The 19,763-nt window shown below is 44.3% G+C and carries 17 protein-coding genes and 1 riboswitch; of the genes, 12 read left to right on the forward strand and 5 right to left on the reverse strand.

Annotated elements, in window-relative coordinates:
* Positions 1-4: 4 nt before the first annotated feature.
* The 12 genes from cbiB (at position 5) to BM294_RS13705 (ending at position 11,776) form a co-directional block, all read left to right on the forward strand.
* Complete coding sequence (gene cbiB, locus BM294_RS13650; RefSeq protein WP_091209397.1) at positions 5-1,000, forward strand: adenosylcobinamide-phosphate synthase CbiB; 996 nt, start codon at positions 5-7, stop codon at positions 998-1,000.
* Positions 1,001-1,105: 105 nt separating this feature from the next.
* Positions 1,106-1,768 (forward strand): DNA/RNA nuclease SfsA, encoded by a 663-nt coding sequence (sfsA, locus tag BM294_RS13655; RefSeq protein WP_091209399.1) that lies wholly within the window; start codon positions 1,106-1,108, stop codon positions 1,766-1,768.
* Between the two features lie 145 nt (positions 1,769-1,913).
* Positions 1,914-3,083 carry a pyridoxal phosphate-dependent aminotransferase gene (locus tag BM294_RS13660; RefSeq protein ID WP_091209401.1) on the forward strand — a complete coding sequence of 390 codons (1,170 nt, stop codon included), beginning with the start codon at positions 1,914-1,916 and terminating at the stop codon, positions 3,081-3,083.
* A 156-nt stretch (positions 3,084-3,239) separates the two neighbouring features.
* Positions 3,240-4,928 (forward strand): cobyric acid synthase, encoded by a 1,689-nt coding sequence (locus BM294_RS16040; RefSeq protein WP_242944544.1) that lies wholly within the window; start codon positions 3,240-3,242, stop codon positions 4,926-4,928.
* A gap of 167 nt (positions 4,929-5,095) precedes the next feature.
* Entirely contained in the window at positions 5,096-5,701 is a 606-nt protein-coding gene (locus BM294_RS13670) for a cob(I)yrinic acid a,c-diamide adenosyltransferase (protein WP_091209403.1), read from the forward strand.
* A 266-nt stretch (positions 5,702-5,967) separates the two neighbouring features.
* Positions 5,968-6,840, forward strand: a complete 873-nt coding sequence (locus BM294_RS16395; RefSeq protein ID WP_242944542.1) for a precorrin-8X methylmutase — start codon at positions 5,968-5,970, stop codon at positions 6,838-6,840.
* Positions 6,841-6,971: 131 nt separating this feature from the next.
* Entirely contained in the window at positions 6,972-8,516 is a 1,545-nt protein-coding gene (locus BM294_RS13680) for an AAA family ATPase (protein WP_242944543.1), read from the forward strand.
* Positions 8,516-9,193, forward strand: coding sequence for a hypothetical protein (locus tag BM294_RS13685; protein ID WP_091209405.1), 678 nt, complete (start codon positions 8,516-8,518; stop codon positions 9,191-9,193). The genes BM294_RS13680 and BM294_RS13685 overlap by 1 nt, the downstream gene beginning before the upstream one ends.
* 43 nt (positions 9,194-9,236) lie before the next feature.
* Positions 9,237-10,082 carry a Type 1 glutamine amidotransferase-like domain-containing protein gene (locus BM294_RS13690; RefSeq protein WP_091209407.1) on the forward strand — a complete coding sequence of 282 codons (846 nt, stop codon included), beginning with the start codon at positions 9,237-9,239 and terminating at the stop codon, positions 10,080-10,082.
* Between the two features lie 19 nt (positions 10,083-10,101).
* Positions 10,102-10,392 carry a hypothetical protein gene (locus BM294_RS13695; RefSeq protein ID WP_175494697.1) on the forward strand — a complete coding sequence of 97 codons (291 nt, stop codon included), beginning with the start codon at positions 10,102-10,104 and terminating at the stop codon, positions 10,390-10,392.
* 74 nt (positions 10,393-10,466) lie between these two features.
* Positions 10,467-11,117, forward strand: a complete 651-nt coding sequence (locus BM294_RS13700) for a TetR/AcrR family transcriptional regulator (RefSeq protein WP_175494698.1) — start codon at positions 10,467-10,469, stop codon at positions 11,115-11,117.
* A 44-nt stretch (positions 11,118-11,161) separates the two neighbouring features.
* On the forward strand, positions 11,162-11,776 hold the full coding sequence (locus tag BM294_RS13705; protein WP_091209411.1) for a hypothetical protein: 615 nt from the start codon (positions 11,162-11,164) through the stop codon (positions 11,774-11,776).
* A 279-nt stretch (positions 11,777-12,055) separates the two neighbouring features.
* Here BM294_RS13705 and BM294_RS13710 read toward each other — a convergent pair whose 3' ends face one another.
* From BM294_RS13710 to BM294_RS13730, 5 genes are all read right to left on the reverse strand, one after another.
* Positions 12,056-14,626 (reverse strand): homocysteine S-methyltransferase family protein, encoded by a 2,571-nt coding sequence (locus BM294_RS13710; protein ID WP_091209413.1) that lies wholly within the window; start codon positions 14,624-14,626, stop codon positions 12,056-12,058.
* A 91-nt stretch (positions 14,627-14,717) separates the two neighbouring features.
* The gene (locus BM294_RS13715; RefSeq protein ID WP_207648062.1) at positions 14,718-15,422 is read right to left on the reverse strand and encodes a vitamin B12 dependent-methionine synthase activation domain-containing protein; all 705 of its coding nucleotides are present in this window, start codon (positions 15,420-15,422) and stop codon (positions 14,718-14,720) included.
* A 442-nt stretch (positions 15,423-15,864) separates the two neighbouring features.
* Positions 15,865-16,728 carry a methylenetetrahydrofolate reductase [NAD(P)H] gene (gene metF, locus BM294_RS13720; RefSeq protein WP_091209417.1) on the reverse strand — a complete coding sequence of 288 codons (864 nt, stop codon included), beginning with the start codon at positions 16,726-16,728 and terminating at the stop codon, positions 15,865-15,867.
* A 454-nt stretch (positions 16,729-17,182) separates the two neighbouring features.
* A complete protein-coding gene (locus BM294_RS13725) occupies positions 17,183-18,511 on the reverse strand; it encodes a bifunctional folylpolyglutamate synthase/dihydrofolate synthase (protein WP_091209419.1) in 1,329 nt (442 codons plus the stop codon).
* Positions 18,512-18,559: 48 nt separating this feature from the next.
* Positions 18,560-19,171 (reverse strand): folate family ECF transporter S component, encoded by a 612-nt coding sequence (locus BM294_RS13730; protein WP_091209421.1) that lies wholly within the window; start codon positions 19,169-19,171, stop codon positions 18,560-18,562.
* A 62-nt stretch (positions 19,172-19,233) separates the two neighbouring features.
* Positions 19,234-19,416, reverse strand: a riboswitch (THF riboswitch).
* Positions 19,417-19,763 lie beyond the last annotated feature (347 nt).

The following is a 19,763-nucleotide window of genomic DNA, read 5'->3' on the forward strand; positions in this document are numbered from 1 at the left end:
CAAAATGTACGAAAGAATAATGATACTCATCATGGCACTGATATTAGATCTTGTTTTCGGAGATCCGCACAACTGGTTTCATCCGGTTATGGCCATGGGACGGGCGATAGAGTGGCTGGAAGGTTTTCTCAGAAAAGTGTGTCATATTTCCGAAGAAGCAGAGGAAGACAAGGTTAAGAAGAGGATTGCCGGAGGGATACTTGTAGTGATAGAGCTTCTGGTATTTACATTGATACCTCTCGTGATCATTTATATCAGCCGCATGTTCGGCGAGACCATATCATGGGCTATAAGTGCATTTCTTGCGTATCAGATGCTTGCCATGAAGCAGCTGAAGGTCGAATCAATGAAAGTGTTCAGGGCGCTTCAGAGAAAGGATATAAATGGCGCAAGAGAAGCGGTTTCCATGATAGTCGGAAGAGACACAAAGCGTCTTAATGAATCGGGAATCGCAAAGGCTGCAGTGGAGACGGTGGCTGAAAATGCCTCCGACGGTGTTGTGGCACCACTCCTTTTTATGATGGTTTTCGGAGTTGCCGGAGGCTGGTTCTATAAAGCAGTAAATACCATGGATTCCATGATCGGATATAAAAACGAAAAATATCGATATTTCGGAACTGTAGCAGCAAGACTCGATGACCTACTGAATTTTATTCCGGCGAGAGTAACTGCACTTTTTATGGTGGTTGCGTCAGCATTTTTGAATCTCAACTGGAAGAATGCATTTAAAATCTGGCTGCGTGATGCCAAAAAGTCTACAAGTCCCAACTCCGGACAGACTGAGGCAGTTATGGCAGGAGCTTTGGGTGTGACACTTTTAGGCGATGCCTGGTACTTCGGTAAGCTTGTGAAAAAACCGGAAATAGGGGATAAGCTTCGGGAGATAAAGCCGGAGGACATTGAAACGGCCAATAGAGTGATGTACCTTTCGGTGTTCATGATTTATATAGTCGGAATCCTTATTATGCGGGAAGTTATGGTAGTGTTCCTTTGGGTATAATGCCAATAGTATGTGCAAAATTCACTTTAAGGAGATACACTTCTGATAAAAGAAGGTGAAGGAGAAAGTAACACATTTGGGGGCTGAGAGTCGGGAAGCGGTAGTATGAAATATGAAAATATTGTTCGTGGAACTTTTTTGAAAAGACCTAACCGGTTTATAGCAGAAGTCGATATAGAAGGTCATAAGGAAACCGTGCATGTGAAAAATACTGGACGGTGCAGTGAACTTCTGGTATCGGGATGTGAGGTTTTTGTCACAGCACCGGGGACTCCGGGAAGGAAAACGAGGTATGACCTTGTGGCGGTAAGGAAAAGTACAGGCGTGCTTTTCAATATCGATAGTCAGGCCCCCAATAAGGTTGTGAAGGAATGGCTTTCGACGCGGCTTTTTGACAAGGTTATTCCGGAGTATACTTATGGGGATTCCAGAATCGATTTTTATATGGAGAAGGGGAGCGAAAAGTTCCTGATGGAAGTTAAAGGCTGCACTCAGGAGTTGCACGGCATCGGTTATTTTCCTGATGCGCCCACGGAGCGGGGAGTTAAGCACATACGGGAACTCATAAAAGCCAAAGCACAGGGGTACAGAACGGTTCTTGCATTTGTTATTCAGATGGATGGCGTGACTGAAGTGAGACCCAACATGGAGATTCATCCGGAATTTGGAGAGGCTTTCGATGATGCAAAAAATGCCGGGGTAGAGATTCTTTTCCTCAGATGTCATGTGGAGCCGGATGGGCTTTGGATAGTGTCAGAAGGGGAATAGTACTGTTTGAAGGAACAGCGTGAGATATGGAAATGGTCACAAATGTCTAAGAGATATTCTACATGAGGTCTTATCGATTGAATGATTGCAAAGATTACATTTGGGAATAAATGTCTGGTTTCGAAGTATTAAGGGGAGATTTTATTTGAATTATAATCATGGCGGTGATATATACGGAAATAAGGTAGAGTTGGATTTCTCTGTGAATATCAATCCTTTAGGTATGCCTGAATCTGCTAAGGAAGCGGCCAAAAGAGGAGTGAATCTGAGCATCGGCTACCCTGATTGGGATCAGAGGGAACTGAGGAGTTCCTTATCGAAATATCTCGATGTATCTGAAAAGAATCTTCTTTTCGGGAATGGCGCAGCCGATATCATATACCGCCTTATGCAGGTGTTGAAACCTAAAAAGGTGCTTGTTCCGGCACCATCCTTTTCCGAGTACAGAAAAGCTGCAGCTCTTTACGGAGCAGATGTGGAGGAGTTCTTTCTTAGAGAAGAGGACTCCTTCTCTTTTACTCATGAAACAAAAGGAGCTCTTTGTAAACGCATAGAGGGACTTTCGGAAGGAGACGTTGTTTTTATTTGTAATCCCAACAACCCTGATGGAGCTGTAATAAATAAAGATTTCCTTCGCCGTATTTATGATGACTGCGAGAAAAAGAAGGTCTGGCTGGTTGTGGATGAGTGTTTTCTTCCTTTCTTTACCAATGAAAAACAGTATTCCATGATAGGAGCCGTAGAAACAGGTAAAGTTTCGGGACGTGATAAAAGTCACATGGTCATGATGACTGCTGACGGGGACAGAGAATTTGTACCTCATGGAATGAAAACAGATTCCTCAATGGAAAATCACCTTATCATCCTTCGTGCCTTTACGAAAATCTTCGGAATGCCGGGACTAAGACTCGGATATATGGTTACGGAAAATCACAAGCTCCTTCAGGCTGTCCGAGAGACCATGACACCATGGGATATCAATGTTCCTGCACAGATGGCGGGAGCTGCGGCTTTGAAGGAAGAAGGATTTATCGAAGAAACCCGCCGTACGGTGGCCCGGGAAAGAAAATATCTGGTATCTGAGATGCAGAAGAACAGACTTGCAGAGAAGATTTATAATCCTGATTCTGAGGCGAATTTCATATTATTTAGAGTATCTGAGGCAAATTCAGACCTTAAGGAGAGGCTTCTACAGAGAGGAATACTGATTCGTTCCTGCAGGGATTACATCGGCCTTGATGAAAGTTATTTCAGGATATGCGTGAGGACACATGAGGAAAATCTTAAATTGATAAATGAATGGAAGTACCTGTAGAATCAAGGGAAAATCATCAGCAGCACATTGAACACGAATGTGTGCGTTGGAGCTGATCAGTGGGGGGCAAATACTTTTGACACTCACGTCATCATATTAAAGTATTGAGAGGTCAAAAAGATTTTGGAACAGAAAAGAAGGAAAGCCAAAGCAATAATGATACAGGGGACTATGTCCAATGCCGGGAAGAGTCTCATTGCGGCGGGACTTTGTCGTATTTTCAGGCAGGACGGTTACAGAGTTGCGCCATTTAAATCTCAGAATATGGCTCTGAACAGTTTCATAACTGACGAAGGACTTGAGATGGGAAGAGCCCAGGTTGTGCAGGCGGAGGCCGCAGGTATTAAGCCATCGGTTCTTATGAATCCCATACTTCTGAAGCCTACTACAGATGTTGGCTCACAGGTTATCATAAACGGAAAAGTCAGCAGCAATATGACCGCAAGGGAATATTACAAACATAAGAAGCAGCTGATTCCGGTGGTTAAGGAAGCTTATGAGAAACTTGCGGAGGACGTAGACATCGTCGTGATCGAGGGAGCAGGAAGTCCCGCGGAGGTAAATCTAAGGGATGATGACATTGTCAACATGGGTATGGCAGAGCTGGCGGATGCACCGGTGCTGTTGGTTGGTGATATCGACAGGGGCGGAGTATTTGCACAGCTTTATGGAACTATCGAACTTCTGGAAGATTACGAAAAGGCTCGTATAAAAGGTCTCATCATAAATAAGTTCAGAGGTGACAAGACCATACTTGATCCGGGGCTTGATATCCTGAAGGTCAAAACAGGTAAGGATATTCTCGGGGTAGTGCCATATATGGACATCGTGATAGACGATGAGGATTCTCTTTCTGAACAACTGAATGTAAGAGGATATACAGAGAATACATTCAAAAAATCAGATGATTTATGTGAAAAAACAAAAGCAGTACAGGATTCAATATGTAATCTTCCGGGAGATATGAACAGCAGTGATACTTCTGCAAATGCAGGAGTACAGGATCATATAGATAAAGAACTCCATGATGATCAGGAAGAGGCAGGAAATGGTGGGATGAAAAATACGGATATAGATTCCGGTGACAGTTCAAGGAGCAGCGAATCCATCATTCCACTTCTGGATATAGCAGTCATTCGTCTTCCCAGGATCAGTAATTTCACCGACTTTACAGCCCTTTCCACAGAACCCGGAGTGTCACTTCGATATGTTACAAAGGTGAGGGAGCTTGGAGAGCCTGACCTTATCATCCTTCCGGGCACCAAAAGCACTATTAAAGATATGGAGTGGCTAAGGGCTACGGGGTTTGAAGCGAAGATAATGCAGAAGCATCATGCAGGAACTATGATTATCGGTATCTGCGGAGGTTATCAGATGCTGGGTGAAAGCATCTTGGATGAGTTCGGGGCAGAAACTGTTCCTGGTACAAAGACCCGGGGGCTTGGGCTTTTGCATTTGGTGACGGAATTTGCCGAGGAGAAGACAAGAATCGGAGTTACTACTGAGCTATCCGGACTTTCAGGGGAGTTTTCGGAGCTTAACGGGAAGATCGTCAAAGGTTATGAGATTCATATGGGGAAGACTTATGCGCCTGCAATTACCGGTTCCCGGAGAGAATATTGTCATGACAATGTCTTTGGAACATACATTCACGGCTTCTTTGACAGCGATGAACTGAGAGAAGCATTTCTTCAGATTTTATTTGAGAAGAAGGGCATAAATCGTGATAATATAACAGAAATACGGTATGAGGATTTCAAGGAACAGCAGTATGATAAACTGGCCTCGGTACTTAGAGAGTCTTTAGATATAGACGCGATATATCATCTTTTAGGATTACAGTAATGATTCTCGGGAAAATGATTGAATTATTTCTTTAGTGCCGGCAGACCACTAAAAGTATAAGTCTAAATGGAAGATTTCAGAGAAATCAGCAACAGAACCTTGAGATGTTTTATAAGGTGAAATTGATATAAGGGTAAACACCTTGAGTTTAATAGGAAGATTGATAGATGATTCATATATATCAGGGAAATGGAAAAGGAAAGACTACGGCGGCTATCGGGGCTGCTGTAAGGGCTGCCGGTCACAATGTGCCGGTGGTCTTTTGTCAGTTCCTTAAGGACGGCATGTCCGGAGAAATCAGTATTCTGGAGAAGATTCCGGGAGTGCTGGTGCTTTTTCCCGAGCACTTTTTCGGCTGGACAGGAAAGATGTCCTATGAGGAGCTTAAAATCACCAGAAAAGATTGTGATGCGATGTTCGTAAAGGCCATTAAAACCATGAAGATAAGTCTGAAGAATCAGATTAAAAAGCAGAAAGCCTCTGAGGAAAGACAAAGGAAGAACGGGATCATCATGCAGGGGGAGCCTTTTAAACCTGATATAGAGGCTATGTTTGTATTTGATGAGATACTGGATGCGGTGAACAAGGATCTTTTGGATCATGACCTTCTGACCCATTTCCTGCTACGGGTTCCTGAAAATGTGGAGGTCATACTGACAGGCCGAAGCCCCGACATTACCATACTTTCCATGGCGGATTACGTCACCAATATGGTTAAGGACAAGCATCCTTATGATGATGGATTCAAGGCAAGAGTCGGGGTAGAGCTGTAGGAATAACCGGTAAAAACAAAATGAACATAACAGAGACGATTATGTCTGTTCTCAAAATGAGCAGATACAATCGTCTTTTTTCTGCTTTTATGAGGCTAAGGCATGAGTTGCCAAAGGTAATGTGAAAAGCGTATAATCATACCGTTAGTGGGGGGATAGGTATGTATTATTCAACGACCGGGATGCTTGCTGTTTTTGTGCATCTCATTAAGTGGAACTAATAAGAATGATTCGACGTCGATTTTTGAATACATAGAGAGAATATAGTGGAAAAAAGAGCATTTGAACATATAGAACCAAAGGATATAGAGCGAAGAAGCATGGAAATCATCCGGGAGGAGCTTGCTCACAGAGGGGTGAAACTTCCTGCTGCAGAGGCGCCGGTTATAGAAAGGTGCATTCATACATCGGCGGATTTCGATTATTATGAAAATCTCGTTTTTTCTTCCGGCGCGGTTGAGAGAATGAGAGCTGCCTTAAGTGCGGGAGCCATGGTGGTGACAGATACCGAAATGGCAAAATCAGGAATAAGTAAGGTGGCTCTTTCGAAATATGATGGTAAGATACGGTGTTTTATGTCGGATCCTGAGGTTTCGGAAGAAGCTAAAAAGAGAGGCATTACCCGTGCAACTGTAAGTATGGAACATGCTGCAAGACTTGCGAAGCATCTTCCGAAGATAAAATTTGATTCCATATCAGAAGCATCCAAATATGAAAATGGGGCTGCAAAAGAACTTCATGCTTATCACAATCATTATATTGAATCGGAACCGGTTGAAGTGTTGAAGAACTGTTCTTTTGAAAACAGAAAAGGAGAACTTCATGAGAAGAATGAAGAAGGCGTTGCCCGCCGAAAGGTTTCGCCGGCTTCCTCCAATATCATTTTTGCCATCGGAAATGCTCCCACAGCGCTCATAGAGCTGGAGCGACTTATACGTGAAGAAAATCTGAGACCTGCCGGAATCATCGCGGTTCCCGTTGGCTTTGTCAATGTGGTTGAGGCAAAGGAGCTTATATGGGAATTGAGAAATGAACCGGAATACGGAGACATTCCTTTGATTGTCGCAAGAGGCAGAAAAGGCGGCTCAAATATAGCAGCGGCTATAGTTAATGCATTACTATATGGAATCAAAAATTGATATGAATTCCGGTTATATAAAGCTTGCTTAAATGGAAGTGTAAAATTATGTCTGGGAAATGGTGCACCGAAAAATTGATGGTACAATAAAAAGATGACATTTATATCAACGTATTTTACAAGAGGTATTCCATGGCAGACAGAATATTTGATTTCAATAAAGCAGAAAACAGTAACTCATCCCAAGGTGCAGGTGCAGACAGTTCTCTCGTGACATGGCAGATAGTGGAAAGAGATGATAAGGAGCTTAGTGCAGACTGCCCGATCATGATTCTTTCCGAGGAGAGGGAAAAACTTCCGAAACATGCAGCAGGTGTGTTTGTGAATCCGGTCAGGGGAACGTCATTTGCCTATACAGAGGGCAGAGTTGAAGCGGATGTAAGCGGAAAGGATAAAGATGGCAGAGATCTGAATCATCACATTCTGGAGATTGATAAAAGATTCATTGATCTCGAGAAGTGGCTGGGGGAGAATCATGTTTCTGTGAGGCTCACAGGTGAGAGCAGAGATGAAGGCTACTGTGTTTACAAGATCCGTGCAGTGACTCCCGATGGTCAGAACATTCAGGCTGACAGAGACAGTTTTCTGCAGCTCATCATTGATCGTCTCAAAGAAAGCAAGGCGCCGGATGATGAAGAACCGGATGACGAAATGACAGAGACCGGGCATCAGGATCTCCGTGATATTAACTCAATGCTTAATTTCCTTGCATGTGCGAAAAATACTCTTCCCAGGAATATGCAGTACTGGGCGGACAGAAACATTGCCCTTATAAGATCTAAAACCATTACTCCTGAGGAGCGTCGACACGCAGAGAGAGCTCTTCAGATGGTACTGAATATTCAGTGGAAGGGAGAGTACTTTGCGTCTATTGATCCTGTCAGGGCACGTCAGATCCTTGATGAGGAGCTTTACGGACTTGAGCGTGTGAAGCAGCGCATCATGGAGACCATTATCCAGATAAACAGAACCCATACTCTGCCGGCTTACGGACTGCTTCTTGCGGGGCCTGCGGGTATAGGAAAATCACAGCTTGCCTATGCAGTTGCGAGGATTCTGAGGCTGCCCTGGACAAGTCTCGACATGAGTGCCATTCACGATTCAGAGGCTCTCACCGGAAGTCCCCGTGTCTATGCCAATGCAAAAGCCGGGCGCATAATGGAGGCATTTACACAAAGCGGATCCAGCAACATTGTTTTCATAATAAATGAGCTGGATAAAGCCGATAAGAACAGTATCAACGGAAATCCTGCGGATGCTCTTCTGACGCTTCTTGACAATATCGGCTACACAGATAATTATATCGAGTGCCGCATTCCTACCAACGGTGTATATCCTGTGGCGACAGCGAATGACAAGTCACGTATCTCAGAGCCTCTTATGAGCAGATTTGCGGTAATAGATATTCCGGATTACACACCGGATGAGAAGAAGATCATCTTCAGGAAATTCTCTCTTCCGAAAGTGCTCAGGCGTATGGGCATGAGACCGGAAGAATGTGTGGTTGAGGATAGAGCGATAGATGTTATACTTGAGAAATATCGCGATCAGACCGGATGCAGAGATCTTGAGCAGGCGGCAGAACATCTTGCGGCCAATGCACTCTACCGGATCGAAACTACCGGAGTCACGGATGTGACATTTGACGCACATATGACGAGGAGATTGATATTCTGATGAACAATAAAAAATTAAGAACTGCGCTGTTTATTCACATAATACTGGTTGTACTTGAGTTGATGGTGACCAATCATAACTTTGCAAAGTACGAGGGTGTTGCGATGTTTTATCACTACACCTACAGCTCGAATTTCTTCTGCCTTCTGACCAGTGCACTGTTTGTTCTGATAATGCTTCCGGCGCTTTCAAAAGGGAAGACCAGCGGATTTGTTTCCACCTACATGATGAAGCATTATAATGGAGAGTCCGGTCTGCCCGGATGGCTGTTGCTTGTGAGATACATATCAGTCTGTTGTTTAATGCTTACATTTTCGGTGGTGATTCTGGTTTTGGGTCCGAAGGAAGGTTATGAGTACAATCTTTTGGGGTCAATGCATCCTGTCGATCATGTGGCGGCACCGATCATTTCACTTTTGAGCCTGCTGTTTTTCGAAAAGACAGGACCGTTGCCAAAGAGGGCTGCATTGTATGCCGTAGTACCTACTATAATATATGCAGTTGTTCTTATCGTGCTTAATGCTGTGAGAGTTACGGAGGGACCTTACTTTTTCCTTCGCATATACGAGCAGTCCATATTTAAAAGTATGCTGTGGACAGTTGTTTTGATCGCAATAAATTATCTCATTTCATTTGGAATTATGAAGGCGTATAATGCCATGCAGGGTAGAAAATAATCCCTATCATAATTTAGACTGAAGTTTCAGGCATGGAGGATTAATGATATTATATATGACTTCAACTCCCGGAGGTTTTGACAGGAGAACGGGGCTTCCGGAAAAACTGGATAACAGAAATCATTTCGTGGACAGGTTAAAGGCTGACTGGAAGGAACACAGCAGGGGACTTCTTATATCATCCGATCCGGACAATTCTGATATGAACAGTGCCATGGCTCAGACTTATCTCGATGCGTTCAATAAATCAGGGCTTAGCATGGATGCCATCGATGTGCTGGATTCAAGAGATGAAGAAACAGTCGAGATTCTTGGAAAGTACGATGTCATTATCCTTGCGGGCGGTCATGTTCCCACTGAGAATGCCTGGTTTAAGAGGATAAAGCTCAGGGAGAGACTGCGAGGATACAGAGGAATCGTCATAGGAATAAGTGCAGGAACCATGAACTGTGCGGATGTGGTGTATGCCCAGCCGGAGCGTGAGGGAGAGTCGAAGGACGAAAAGTATGAGAGATTCATTGAAGGGCTTGGACTTACGGATACCAATGTTATCCCTCATTACAATCAGACCATCGATGCAATCCTTGATGGAAAGCGGCTTTTTCAGGAGATAACTTATCCGGACAGCATGAACAGGGCATTTTATTGTCTGACGGATGGCGCGTATATCCGAAAGGATATGAACAGTAACAAGGAGATGCTTTACGGAGAGACATATCTTATAGCGGATGGAGAAATCGGGCTGATATGCAAGACCGGTGGGGAATTTGAGATACCTACACATCCGGATATGAAGAAACCGGCGATACTTATGGCGGCAGCTCTCACAGTTGGCAGTCTTTTAGGTGCCGGTATAATGAAATATGCCATGAAGAAACGGGATGAATGATGTTTGTTTGGAGGAGATTATGGACGTTGAGACAGTGATGGCAGCTCTTAGGAAAAAGGCACTTGAGAGTGAAGAGTTTCGTAAGAAACTGCTTTTCACCAGGAATGAAAAGAATGCACTGGAAGCTTTTTGCAGTATAGCCAGAAGTGAAGGATATGAGCTTTACGATATGGATATTCTCACATACGGCGAGGAGTTTTATGCGGCTATAAAAAGGTCTACAAACGGCGGAGGAGAGAATTCACCGAAGCTTGAAGGTCAGGATGACTACTATGATATGTTTATGGCAGAACTGGAAAACCTGATATAAGTGTCACCGGTTCATTTGTCGCGTATGATTACCTGATGCTTTTGACACACAACATCATTCAAAAGGAAGACAACATGAGAGATAAAGTAAAAGATGCAGAGCAGATGGCGAAAAAAAGAAAGGCGTTTATCGAAAAGGCATATGAACTTTTTTCAAAAAGCAATATCGAATCTGTATCATTACAGGATATAGCTGAGGCAACAGACTATGGCATAGCAACGCTTTACAGGTATTTTGTAAATAAACCTACGCTTGTTATCGAGACGGCGTCATGGAAGTGGCAGCAGATCATGAATGAAAATAAGGAAAGAAGACCAAGCAAGGATTTCTCCGGTATGACAGCTGCCGATATATTAGAGTTTTATCTGGATTCGTTTATTACTCTGTATAAAGAATATCCTGATGTGCTGAGATTCAATCAGTTTTTCAATATTTATATCAGATCTGAGAATGTCAGTACTGACAGTGTAGACAACTATCATTTATTCATGTCAGAGCTGGCTGATAGATTTCATCTCATATATGTGAAAGCCGGGCAGGATCATACTGTGAGGACGGATATACCGGAAGAAGATATGTTCAGTGTAACACTGCATCTGATGATGGCAGCTGTTACAAGATACTCTGTGGGACTTGTATATATTCCCAACAAGGGATTTGATGCAGAGAAAGAACTGCTTGTTCTGAAAGAGATGATCATGAACAGATATACGGTTTCAAATTAAGGATGTACATGCCCGAACAGGGCGCAGTTTTGGAAGGAGACACTATGAGCGTTAAGATGGAATTCCCTGATGAATATATAGAGATACTTAAGTCCTATGCGGAGCAGAATGATGTGACTGTTCAGACTGCCATAGCAGATACACTGGAGTTTCTGGAACTAAAGAATGAATCATTTACACACTACAGGATAGCGGTGGAGAATCCGGGGAATTATCTCCATGATCCTGAGGAACTCAATGCCAAGGCCATGAGACAGATCTATATGGATCTTTTTGGCGAAGATTCTGTAGGTGATACGATTCACTGCTATTACAATCCGGACAGACTTAATGTGCTTCTGATGGATATTGTGTTTGATGATTCAGTGCCATTATGGACTCTTATTGAGACATTCCACAACAAGATTCCTGGTATGGAGTTCAGTCAGGATATTCTTTCATTATTCTACGTACATGACAGATTTGATGGCGGACATGATAAGATAGCAGAACTTATGGACTGGATGAATTCTGATCATGAGGATGATGGTTTTGAGACAGCCGGCTACTATGAGTCGATCTACGAAGAGCCGGATGATGAAGAGTTCTTTGATGACGAAGACTTTGATGATTACGATGATGAGGACTATGAGTTCGAAGACGATGAGACCGAAGAGTAAGGTTTTGCCTGATTGATTCGATGTACAAGGCCGAAGCAATAATCATGAGAGAAAAACGTCAGTTTAGTGCGGATATCCAAAAAAGATACTATAGTCGGAATTGTACCCTCCGATATTATTAACCCGTTTCTTAAGCTGAATATGCTATTGTAAAATGTTAAAATCAGTTTCGTCGATGGTTCGATAGAAAATCAAAGGACTTGCTTATTAATAAGTGTGAGTGATTGAATATTAAAGGGGATGGTTCTCTTTAGCGAGAACCATCCCCATATTGGTACATTACAACAATCCCTTTTCACAAAGCTCGTCTGCGAATCTTACGGTTGTCATGGCGTCGCGACCGTAACAGTCGGCGCCGATTTTGTCAGCGTAATCCTGAGTCATGACAGCCCCGCCCACTGCGATCTTGCAGTCGGGCTTTTTTTCGTGCAGTTGTTTTATGGTTTCCTCCATATTGACGACGGTAGTGGTCATGAGAGCGGAAAGACCAACGAGCTTTACATCCTGCGAAACAGCAGTGTCCACGATGGTCTCCGGCGGAACATCCTTTCCGAGATCAATGACATCGTAGCCGTAGTTTTCAAGAAGCACTTTCACGATATTCTTTCCGATGTCATGAATGTCGCCCTTAACGGTGGCCAGAATCACTTTTCCTTTAATTTCCTGTTGTGAGCCTTCCATGGACTCCTTTACAACTGCGAAAGCTTTTTTTGCCGCATCCGCAGCCATGAGAAGCTGAGGAAGGAAAACAGTGCCTTTTTCAAATCCCTGGCCAACGATATCAAGTGCCGGAACGAGATCGCTGTTTATGATATCGAGAGCATCTCTTGATTTCAGGGCTTCTCTGGTGGCTTCCGCAGCAGGATTTGCCATGCCGCGTTCGATGGCTTCCATAAGCTTTGAGTGATATCCCTGAGCACTGCTTCCGGAAGATGAAGTATCCTTCGCAGAAGCTGAATTTCCGGTTGCGTCAGAACCTCCGAAAGAGCCTGAACCATTACCCTTGCCTAGGGGACGGCCGGATGACACAAGGTCTCCGGCTGAAATGCCAAGTGCATCAAGAACTCTTGCGCGGCAGTTATCAACCGCCTCCGAAATCCGCTTTTCGGGAGTTTTATAATCATGATAAGCCCCGATGAAACTCTGGAAATTCTCGTCCTGATTGGTGAGAGCGCAGAAACTCCTGTATGCCTGCATCATCGCCTGATTGTTCGGATTGATGATGGCACAGGAAAGACCGTTCTGCAGTGCCATGGCGAAGAAATAGGAGTTTACAAGCTCACGTGCAGGCAGACCGAAACTGATATTGGAGACTCCGAGAATGGAGTTTCCGCCGAGCTCATCCCTGATACGTCTTACGGTCTCAAGAGTTACGAGCGCGCTGTTCGGATCGCTTGATATGGTCATGCAAAGTCCGTCAATGACTACATCTTCCTTAGGAATGCCGTAGGACATAGCGGTATCGTAAATCTTTTTCGCAATGGCGATACGACCGTCGGCAGTCTCGGGAATTCCTCCTTCATCGAGAGCAAGACCGACGATAACGCCTCCGTATTTCTTCACAAGCGGAAATACGCTGTGCATTACCTCTTCTTTGCCGTTTACGGAATTGATAAGAGCCTTTCCGTTATAATGTCTGAGTGCCAACTCCATGGCCTTAGGGTCAGAGGTGTCTATCTGAAGCGGGAGTGCAAGCACGCTCTGAAGTCTTGTGATGACTTCGTCGATCATTTCAACTTCGTCGATCTCCGGTGAGCCTACGTTGACATCAAGTACATCTGCACCGGCATCTTCCTGCTGTAAGCCCTGGTCAATGATATAGTCGATGTCGTGTTCTACAAGAGCCTGCTTGAAACGCTTCTTACCTGTCGGATTGATGCGTTCTCCGATGATGACCGGTCGGTTACCATTTCCGATTTCAACCACCTGAGAGAAAGAAGAGATAACGGTTCGTGATGGCGCCTTTTTAGGAATGAAAGGAAGAGCGGTAACGGCTTCGATTTCCTTTTTAATGTATTCAGGAGTAGTTCCGCAGCAACCGCCAAGTCCCGCAGCTCCGAGGCCTGCTATGGTTTTCATGTATCCTGCAAATGCTTCCGCGTCCACATCATAGAAGGTTTTGCCATCCTCGCATTTCGGGAGGCCGGCATTTGGATTTACAAGCACCGGAACATGAGATGCGTTAACCAGTCGTTCAACTATCGGAATCATCTGTTCAGGACCGAGAGAACAGTTGGTGCCCAAAGCATTGACACCGAGAGCTTCAAACATGGAAACCATGGATTCCGGAGTACCGCCGGTCAGCATTTTTCCTGAAGCATCAAATACACATGTGAGAAGTACCGGAAGATCACAGTTTTCCTTCGCTGCAAGGACAGCGGCCTTTGCCTCATAGGTGTCGTTCATGGTTTCGATGAGCACAAGGTCGGCTCCTTCTCTTGCACCGATGCGGACAACTTCGGAGAAGATATCAACAGCATCGTCAAATGAAAGATCCCCCATAGGCTTAAGAAGCTTACCTGTGGGTCCGATATCAAGAGCAATGTAGGAATCATCTTCACGACCGGAACGCCTGCGGGCTTCCTTCGCAAGATGTACGGCAGAAGAGACGATCTCATCGAGATTATCAGGATACTTAAGGCGGTTGGCACCGAAGGTGTTAGTGTTGAAAATGTGGGAGCCGGCGCGGAGATAACCGAGGTGAAGATCGATGATCTCTTCAGGATGTGAGAGGTTCCAGGTCTCCGGTAGTTCCCCGGGCTGAAGGCCCTTTTCCTGAAGGATAGAGCCGGTTCCTCCGTCAAAAAATATCCATTCTTTTCCAAGACGGTCTAATATATTTTTTCGCATTAGTGTAAGTCTCCTTTGAGAATTGAGCATCCTTGGGATACTGCTTTATGTGAAATATGATTGTCAGAGTGAATGAAAAACAGAAAAGCCGTCATACCATTCTGTATAAGCAGTCCTTTGCTTTGCGGCAGTCATGGCATGAGTGGGAGCCGGTCAGGTTTTTTCCTCTTTCGGTGTGGCGATCTTCCGAAGCATCTTGTGCGAGATTACAGTATTTTCTGCTTATCATTTCGTTTCCGGTAGCACCTTTTGCTGATAGCCCTGTGGCTTCCATTGGATTGATGGTTTTGGCAAGATAGTCAGATTCCGGAAGGGCAGAAGACTTTGCGCATCCGATAAAAGCTGTGATCGACTTGCTCGGCACCATGAGAAGAGTGTCTGTGAGACTTATTCCACACCACTTCTGCATGTCGAGAATTCTGGCAAAGTCGGATTGCAGTGCCAGTGGCAGATCACCATATCCCGGAGAGTACCTTGGGCGAAGCCTGTACCCGGATTTATCCTCGGCATTCCGGATTTTTTCAACCTCGCTGTCTGCATAGGCTTCAATCATTGCGGCGCCTGCAGCCTGATATATGGCGGCGTCCATGATGCTTTCAACTTCTCCGCGCTTTATGAGATGATCAATGCCAATGCCTACGGTAGCCGCAAACATATAAGCGTAATCGCATCCGGAAAGATTCTTATATAGATTTTTTGAGTGTATGGAAAGACCTGCTATCTCCGTGACGTCAGGTTCCTTCGCTGCTACGGAAAACTTACGGTAAAAGCATCTTGGCGAAGAAGATTTTTGCATTTTATTCACGCATACATTTATTCTTTCATCGATTTCCGGAGTAGGAGTGATGTTTCTGTAACCGAGAAAACGGTAAATTTCTTTAGGGTTAATATCTATCATGTAATTGAATTGGTTGGTGCAGGTGAATCATAGCATCTAAAGAAAGTTATGGCGTAAGTGTCAAAAGTATCAAACCATCGTGCAAGCACTTGCCTTGATACTTTTGACACTTACATCAAGTAATATAGTTCAGATGTATGAGACCGGAATTATACACTAAAAGTGCCGTTTACCGGCTGGCAACGGCACATATGCAGTAAGTGTCAAAATGCGATAACAAATAATTCTGTATGGATCTCTCCACGAAAACACCGGTCTATTGCATGTTTCTTAGAGAGGGCCGGTGTAATATGGCAGGTTTCTGAGAAAATCTGCTGTGGGTCATGTATAACGGGTTTTATCAGACCTTTAATATCTCCGACAGATTCTTCTGTATAGCTTCAGCTATATCAGGCTTATTCATCGAATAAACATGAATGTGCTTTACATCATTTGCGATGAGGTCGATGATCTGCTCGGTTGCGTAAATGATGCCCGCCTGTTTCATAGCCTCCGGATGGTCGCCAAACTTATCAACGATCTCTCTGAAGCGTGTTGGAACAGAAGTTCCTGACAGAGCGACTGAGCGACCAAGCTGCTTTGCATTGGTGATAGGCATAATACCTGCCAGTACCGGCACACGAATGTCATTCTCCCGAAGCCTGTAGAGGAAATTGAAGAACTCAGCATTGTCGAAAAACATCTGAGTTGTAAGGAAATCAACTCCGGCATCCACCTTGATCTTGAGATTTTTAATGTCTTCATCCTTATGGGCGCACTCAACATGACCTTCCGGATAGCAGGCACCGCCGATACAGAAATCGCCGTGCGCTTTGATATCAGCTATAAGTTCAGATGCATAGTGGTAGTCATGGTGAGGAGTTCCGTCCTTTGGAATATCTCCGCGAAGCGCCATGATATTTTCAAATCCGTTTTCCTTAAACTTTGTAAGCATGTTGTGGACGTGCTCTTTGGTTGAAGATACACATGTCAGGTGAGGAAGAACCTCAACACCATGCTTATCCCTGATGTTTTTTGCGATATTCAGTGTGAACTCTGAGGTGCCGCCGCCGGCACCGTATGTAACCGACATGAAGCTTGGCTTAAGGGCTGCAACGTCTTCGGTTGCCTGCTGAACCGAGTCAAAATTCTCGATTTTTTTAGGTGGGAATACCTCAAAGGATAATGTTGTTTTTCCGCTGTTCAGAATGTCGATGATTTTCATAATTTCCTCTCAATTAATTGGGGACATAACCCCATTTAAGATAACTACATTCTATTAAACCATACAGTTGTATAAATTCATAATATATTAAATTTAGCGGGAGATATAGGTTTGATTTATTACAAAAAGAGCCGGTGGGCATCCATCAAAAACGTAAAGCAGAGTCGTAAAAAATCATAACAGAACCCCTTAGATAAATTTAAAATTTTTCCCTGGCACCTTCGCCAATGTCGGAGTTTTCATCAGGAAAACTCAGGCGATTGGCGAGGGCTTAATTTATCTTAGGGGTTCTGTTGTAGATTTTTCCGACGAAGCGTCCCGTTTTTTATGGATGCCCACCGGCTTTTGTATATTGAAATGAAAGTCTCAAATCAACGTGCAGGCACCTGATCTGGTGCTTTTCCCTTACATCACATAATAGCGCTTCAGCAATTGAAAATTCTGTCGTATCAGGCTATTTATTATCTGCCTGAATTGTTGTCATGAGACGTGAAACCTCCGCCACCTGATATAGGGAACCGAAACATATGACCGGCACTCCGATTTCTTTGGCATGTGCCAATGCTTTCGTCACCGCGTCAGTCACCGAAGCCGCAGTTTCAACAGAACCTTCAAAGTATGAGGCCACCTCTTTCTTTAGCGTCTCGGCATCAAGTCCCCGGGCGGCATAGGGAAGCTCAGTGATGAAGCTTTCGGCGAAAGGAGTGATGAGCTTTAGCATCTCATGATAGTCTTTATCCTTCATGACGCCCATAACGAAACAGATCTTTTGGTCAGGAAGAAAGGCATTTATTGAATCAACCAGAGCCTCTACACCATCCGGATTGTGGGCACCGTCGATGATGAGGACAGGATCCTCTGAAAGAAGTTCGAAGCGCCCCGGCCACTTTGATTTAGCGAGACCTATGTGCACAGCTTCATCAGATACCGGAATGCCGCGAAGATTCAGACAGGAGATGATATCAAGGACAGCTGAGACATTACCAAGCTGATAAGCTCCAAGCAGAGGAAGACGAAGATCCTTGAAATCTCTGTAGTCAAAGCATTGTCCTTTTAGTGAACGTGAGTGAAGCTTAAGTTCCGCCGGGGAGGTAATGACTAGCTTCGCCGGGGTTGATTCTTTGTCACATAAATCTGCCTTTTTGTGATTAACGGTATTGAATGTTTCTGTAATTACATCTATCACCGACTCTGTTTGATCCAGCACCACAAGATCAGCCCCTGGTTTAATGATACCTGCCTTTTCAGAAGCGATTTTCTCAAAAGTGTCCCCAAGAACCTCAGTATGGTCAAGACCAATGCTCATTATGGCGGCAACTATCGGCGAAGGAATGACATTGGTGGCATCAAGCCTGCCGCCCATTCCGACTTCAAGTACCACAAGATCACAGTTATTCTCCTTGAACCAGGAGAGAGCCATTGCGGTTATGAGTTCGAAGTCTGTGGGTTCTTCCTTAAGTTTAAGTGCGGCCTCACGGACACGTGCAGCCATAAGACGCAGATCTTCGTCAGAGATATCGAGACCGTCCATGGAAATTCTTTCGTTGAAGGCATCCAGATGAGGAGATATATATAAGCCGGTTTTGAAACCGGCTTCTGTGAGAATGGAACGGAGCATAGAACATGTTGACCCTTTTCCGTTTGTTCCTGCGATATGTATAAATCTGAGTTTTTCCTGAGGGTCACCGAGAGCATGCATGAGATCCTTCATTCTTTCGAGACCTATCTTTGCATGCTTCCAGTCAGCACCGTGTAAGAGAGATATTGCTTCGTTCCAGTCCATTAATTCTGCCTTTCGATGATTTTATATTTTTGTATTGATGCATATTTCTCAATTTGCCCCTACGATAACATTTCGTATATCAGCTCTTCCAAGGATGCCCTGAAGAACGTATATGGTTATCATCTGAACAGGAGCGGTGACAGCAGCCTGCAATGCTCTGGTGCCGAGAAGTCCTGAGAAGCTTGAACCATAAAGAACAGAAATCCATAAAGTGTTCAGCAGCAGGCTGAAGAGGCACTGATTTACAAGGACTGCCGGAACAATGCGGAAGATCCTTGATATTGAAGCATTGGAAAACCAGAGAGATATCGGGCTCTTAAGTGATGAATCATCAGAAACATTTTTCTTTGTAAGTACGGACATCATTCCTGTGCCTTTATAAAGAGCGAAACCGAAGACAAGGCCCATGAGAACCTGAGTTAATGTAAATCCCGGAAAGTAGGAGCCTGTGGGAAATGCGATGGAACCTATGAAGTCTCCAAGACCTCCCACCAATGCAGCAGCAACCGGTCCGTAGAAGATGGCTGCAATGACAAGGGCAGTAAAGCCGAAGCCGATGCGCACGTTCCACGCATTAAATGAACAAAATCTTGTCAGAACAACCTGAAGAGCGACAAGAACTGAAAGGGTTACGAGCATTCTCGTTGAGAACTTTTGCATAATAAAACCTCCTTTGCAGCCCCTGACTACAAAGAAGGTGAAATCATCAAATCATCCTTCACTGCAGCGGGATGCGACAGTCGAACCGCACCGACATGATTGCGAATCATCTGATGATAATATCTCAGTCACAGATTTGAGTTCGGAAAACCGAAGGTAAATCATGTGATAGCAATACGTTGGTTTCGTCCTCCCGACAAACTCCCCGTTCGGAAGGCACTATACGCTCGAGTGTCTACTCTGCTAAATAAATTGTGATGTTGTGAGACGTGTTCTGCAACAACGTGAAAAGATTAAAAACGTAAAAAATACAAGTGTTATTACAAAAACGAGACTCACTGTTACGACTACAATGTATATCAAAACGTTGCAGTAGTAAAGTGGATATTTTTATAGCATTCTGATATCATATCAAGAGTTTGTTGGACATTATTTATAATCAGTGAATGTCAAAAGTATTTGCCACTCACTGATTAGCGCCGGCGCACACATTCGTGTGCATAGAGCAGGAATCCTTACAGATTCCTTTGAAGCGCTCAAAGCCGCGTGGCTCCTTCGATTAAAAATCGAAGGCAGTTGTGCTGCTGAACAC

The organism is Oribacterium sp. WCC10, from assembly GCF_900113415.1.
Lineage (GTDB): Bacteria > Bacillota > Clostridia > Lachnospirales > Lachnospiraceae > Oribacterium.

Coding starts and splice junctions, on each gene's coding strand:
- BM294_RS13705 (WP_091209411.1), top strand. CDS start 11,162: ATGAGCGTTAAGATGGAATTCCCTGATGAATATATAGAGATACTTAAG.
- BM294_RS13710 (WP_091209413.1), bottom strand. CDS start 14,626: ATGCGAAAAAATATATTAGACCGTCTTGGAAAAGAATGGATATTTTTT.
- BM294_RS13715 (WP_207648062.1), bottom strand. CDS start 15,422: ATGCAAAAATCTTCTTCGCCAAGATGCTTTTACCGTAAGTTTTCCGTA.
- sfsA (WP_091209399.1), top strand. CDS start 1,106: ATGAAATATGAAAATATTGTTCGTGGAACTTTTTTGAAAAGACCTAAC.
- BM294_RS16040 (WP_242944544.1), top strand. CDS start 3,240: ATGATACAGGGGACTATGTCCAATGCCGGGAAGAGTCTCATTGCGGCG.
- metF (WP_091209417.1), bottom strand. CDS start 16,728: ATGAAAATCATCGACATTCTGAACAGCGGAAAAACAACATTATCCTTT.
- BM294_RS13700 (WP_175494698.1), top strand. CDS start 10,467: ATGAGAGATAAAGTAAAAGATGCAGAGCAGATGGCGAAAAAAAGAAAG.
- cbiB (WP_091209397.1), top strand. CDS start 5: ATGTACGAAAGAATAATGATACTCATCATGGCACTGATATTAGATCTT.
- BM294_RS13695 (WP_175494697.1), top strand. CDS start 10,102: ATGGACGTTGAGACAGTGATGGCAGCTCTTAGGAAAAAGGCACTTGAG.
- BM294_RS13725 (WP_091209419.1), bottom strand. CDS start 18,511: ATGGACTGGAACGAAGCAATATCTCTCTTACACGGTGCTGACTGGAAG.
- BM294_RS13730 (WP_091209421.1), bottom strand. CDS start 19,171: ATGCAAAAGTTCTCAACGAGAATGCTCGTAACCCTTTCAGTTCTTGTC.
- BM294_RS13685 (WP_091209405.1), top strand. CDS start 8,516: ATGAACAATAAAAAATTAAGAACTGCGCTGTTTATTCACATAATACTG.
- BM294_RS13670 (WP_091209403.1), top strand. CDS start 5,096: ATGATTCATATATATCAGGGAAATGGAAAAGGAAAGACTACGGCGGCT.
- BM294_RS13690 (WP_091209407.1), top strand. CDS start 9,237: ATGATATTATATATGACTTCAACTCCCGGAGGTTTTGACAGGAGAACG.
- BM294_RS13680 (WP_242944543.1), top strand. CDS start 6,972: ATGGCAGACAGAATATTTGATTTCAATAAAGCAGAAAACAGTAACTCA.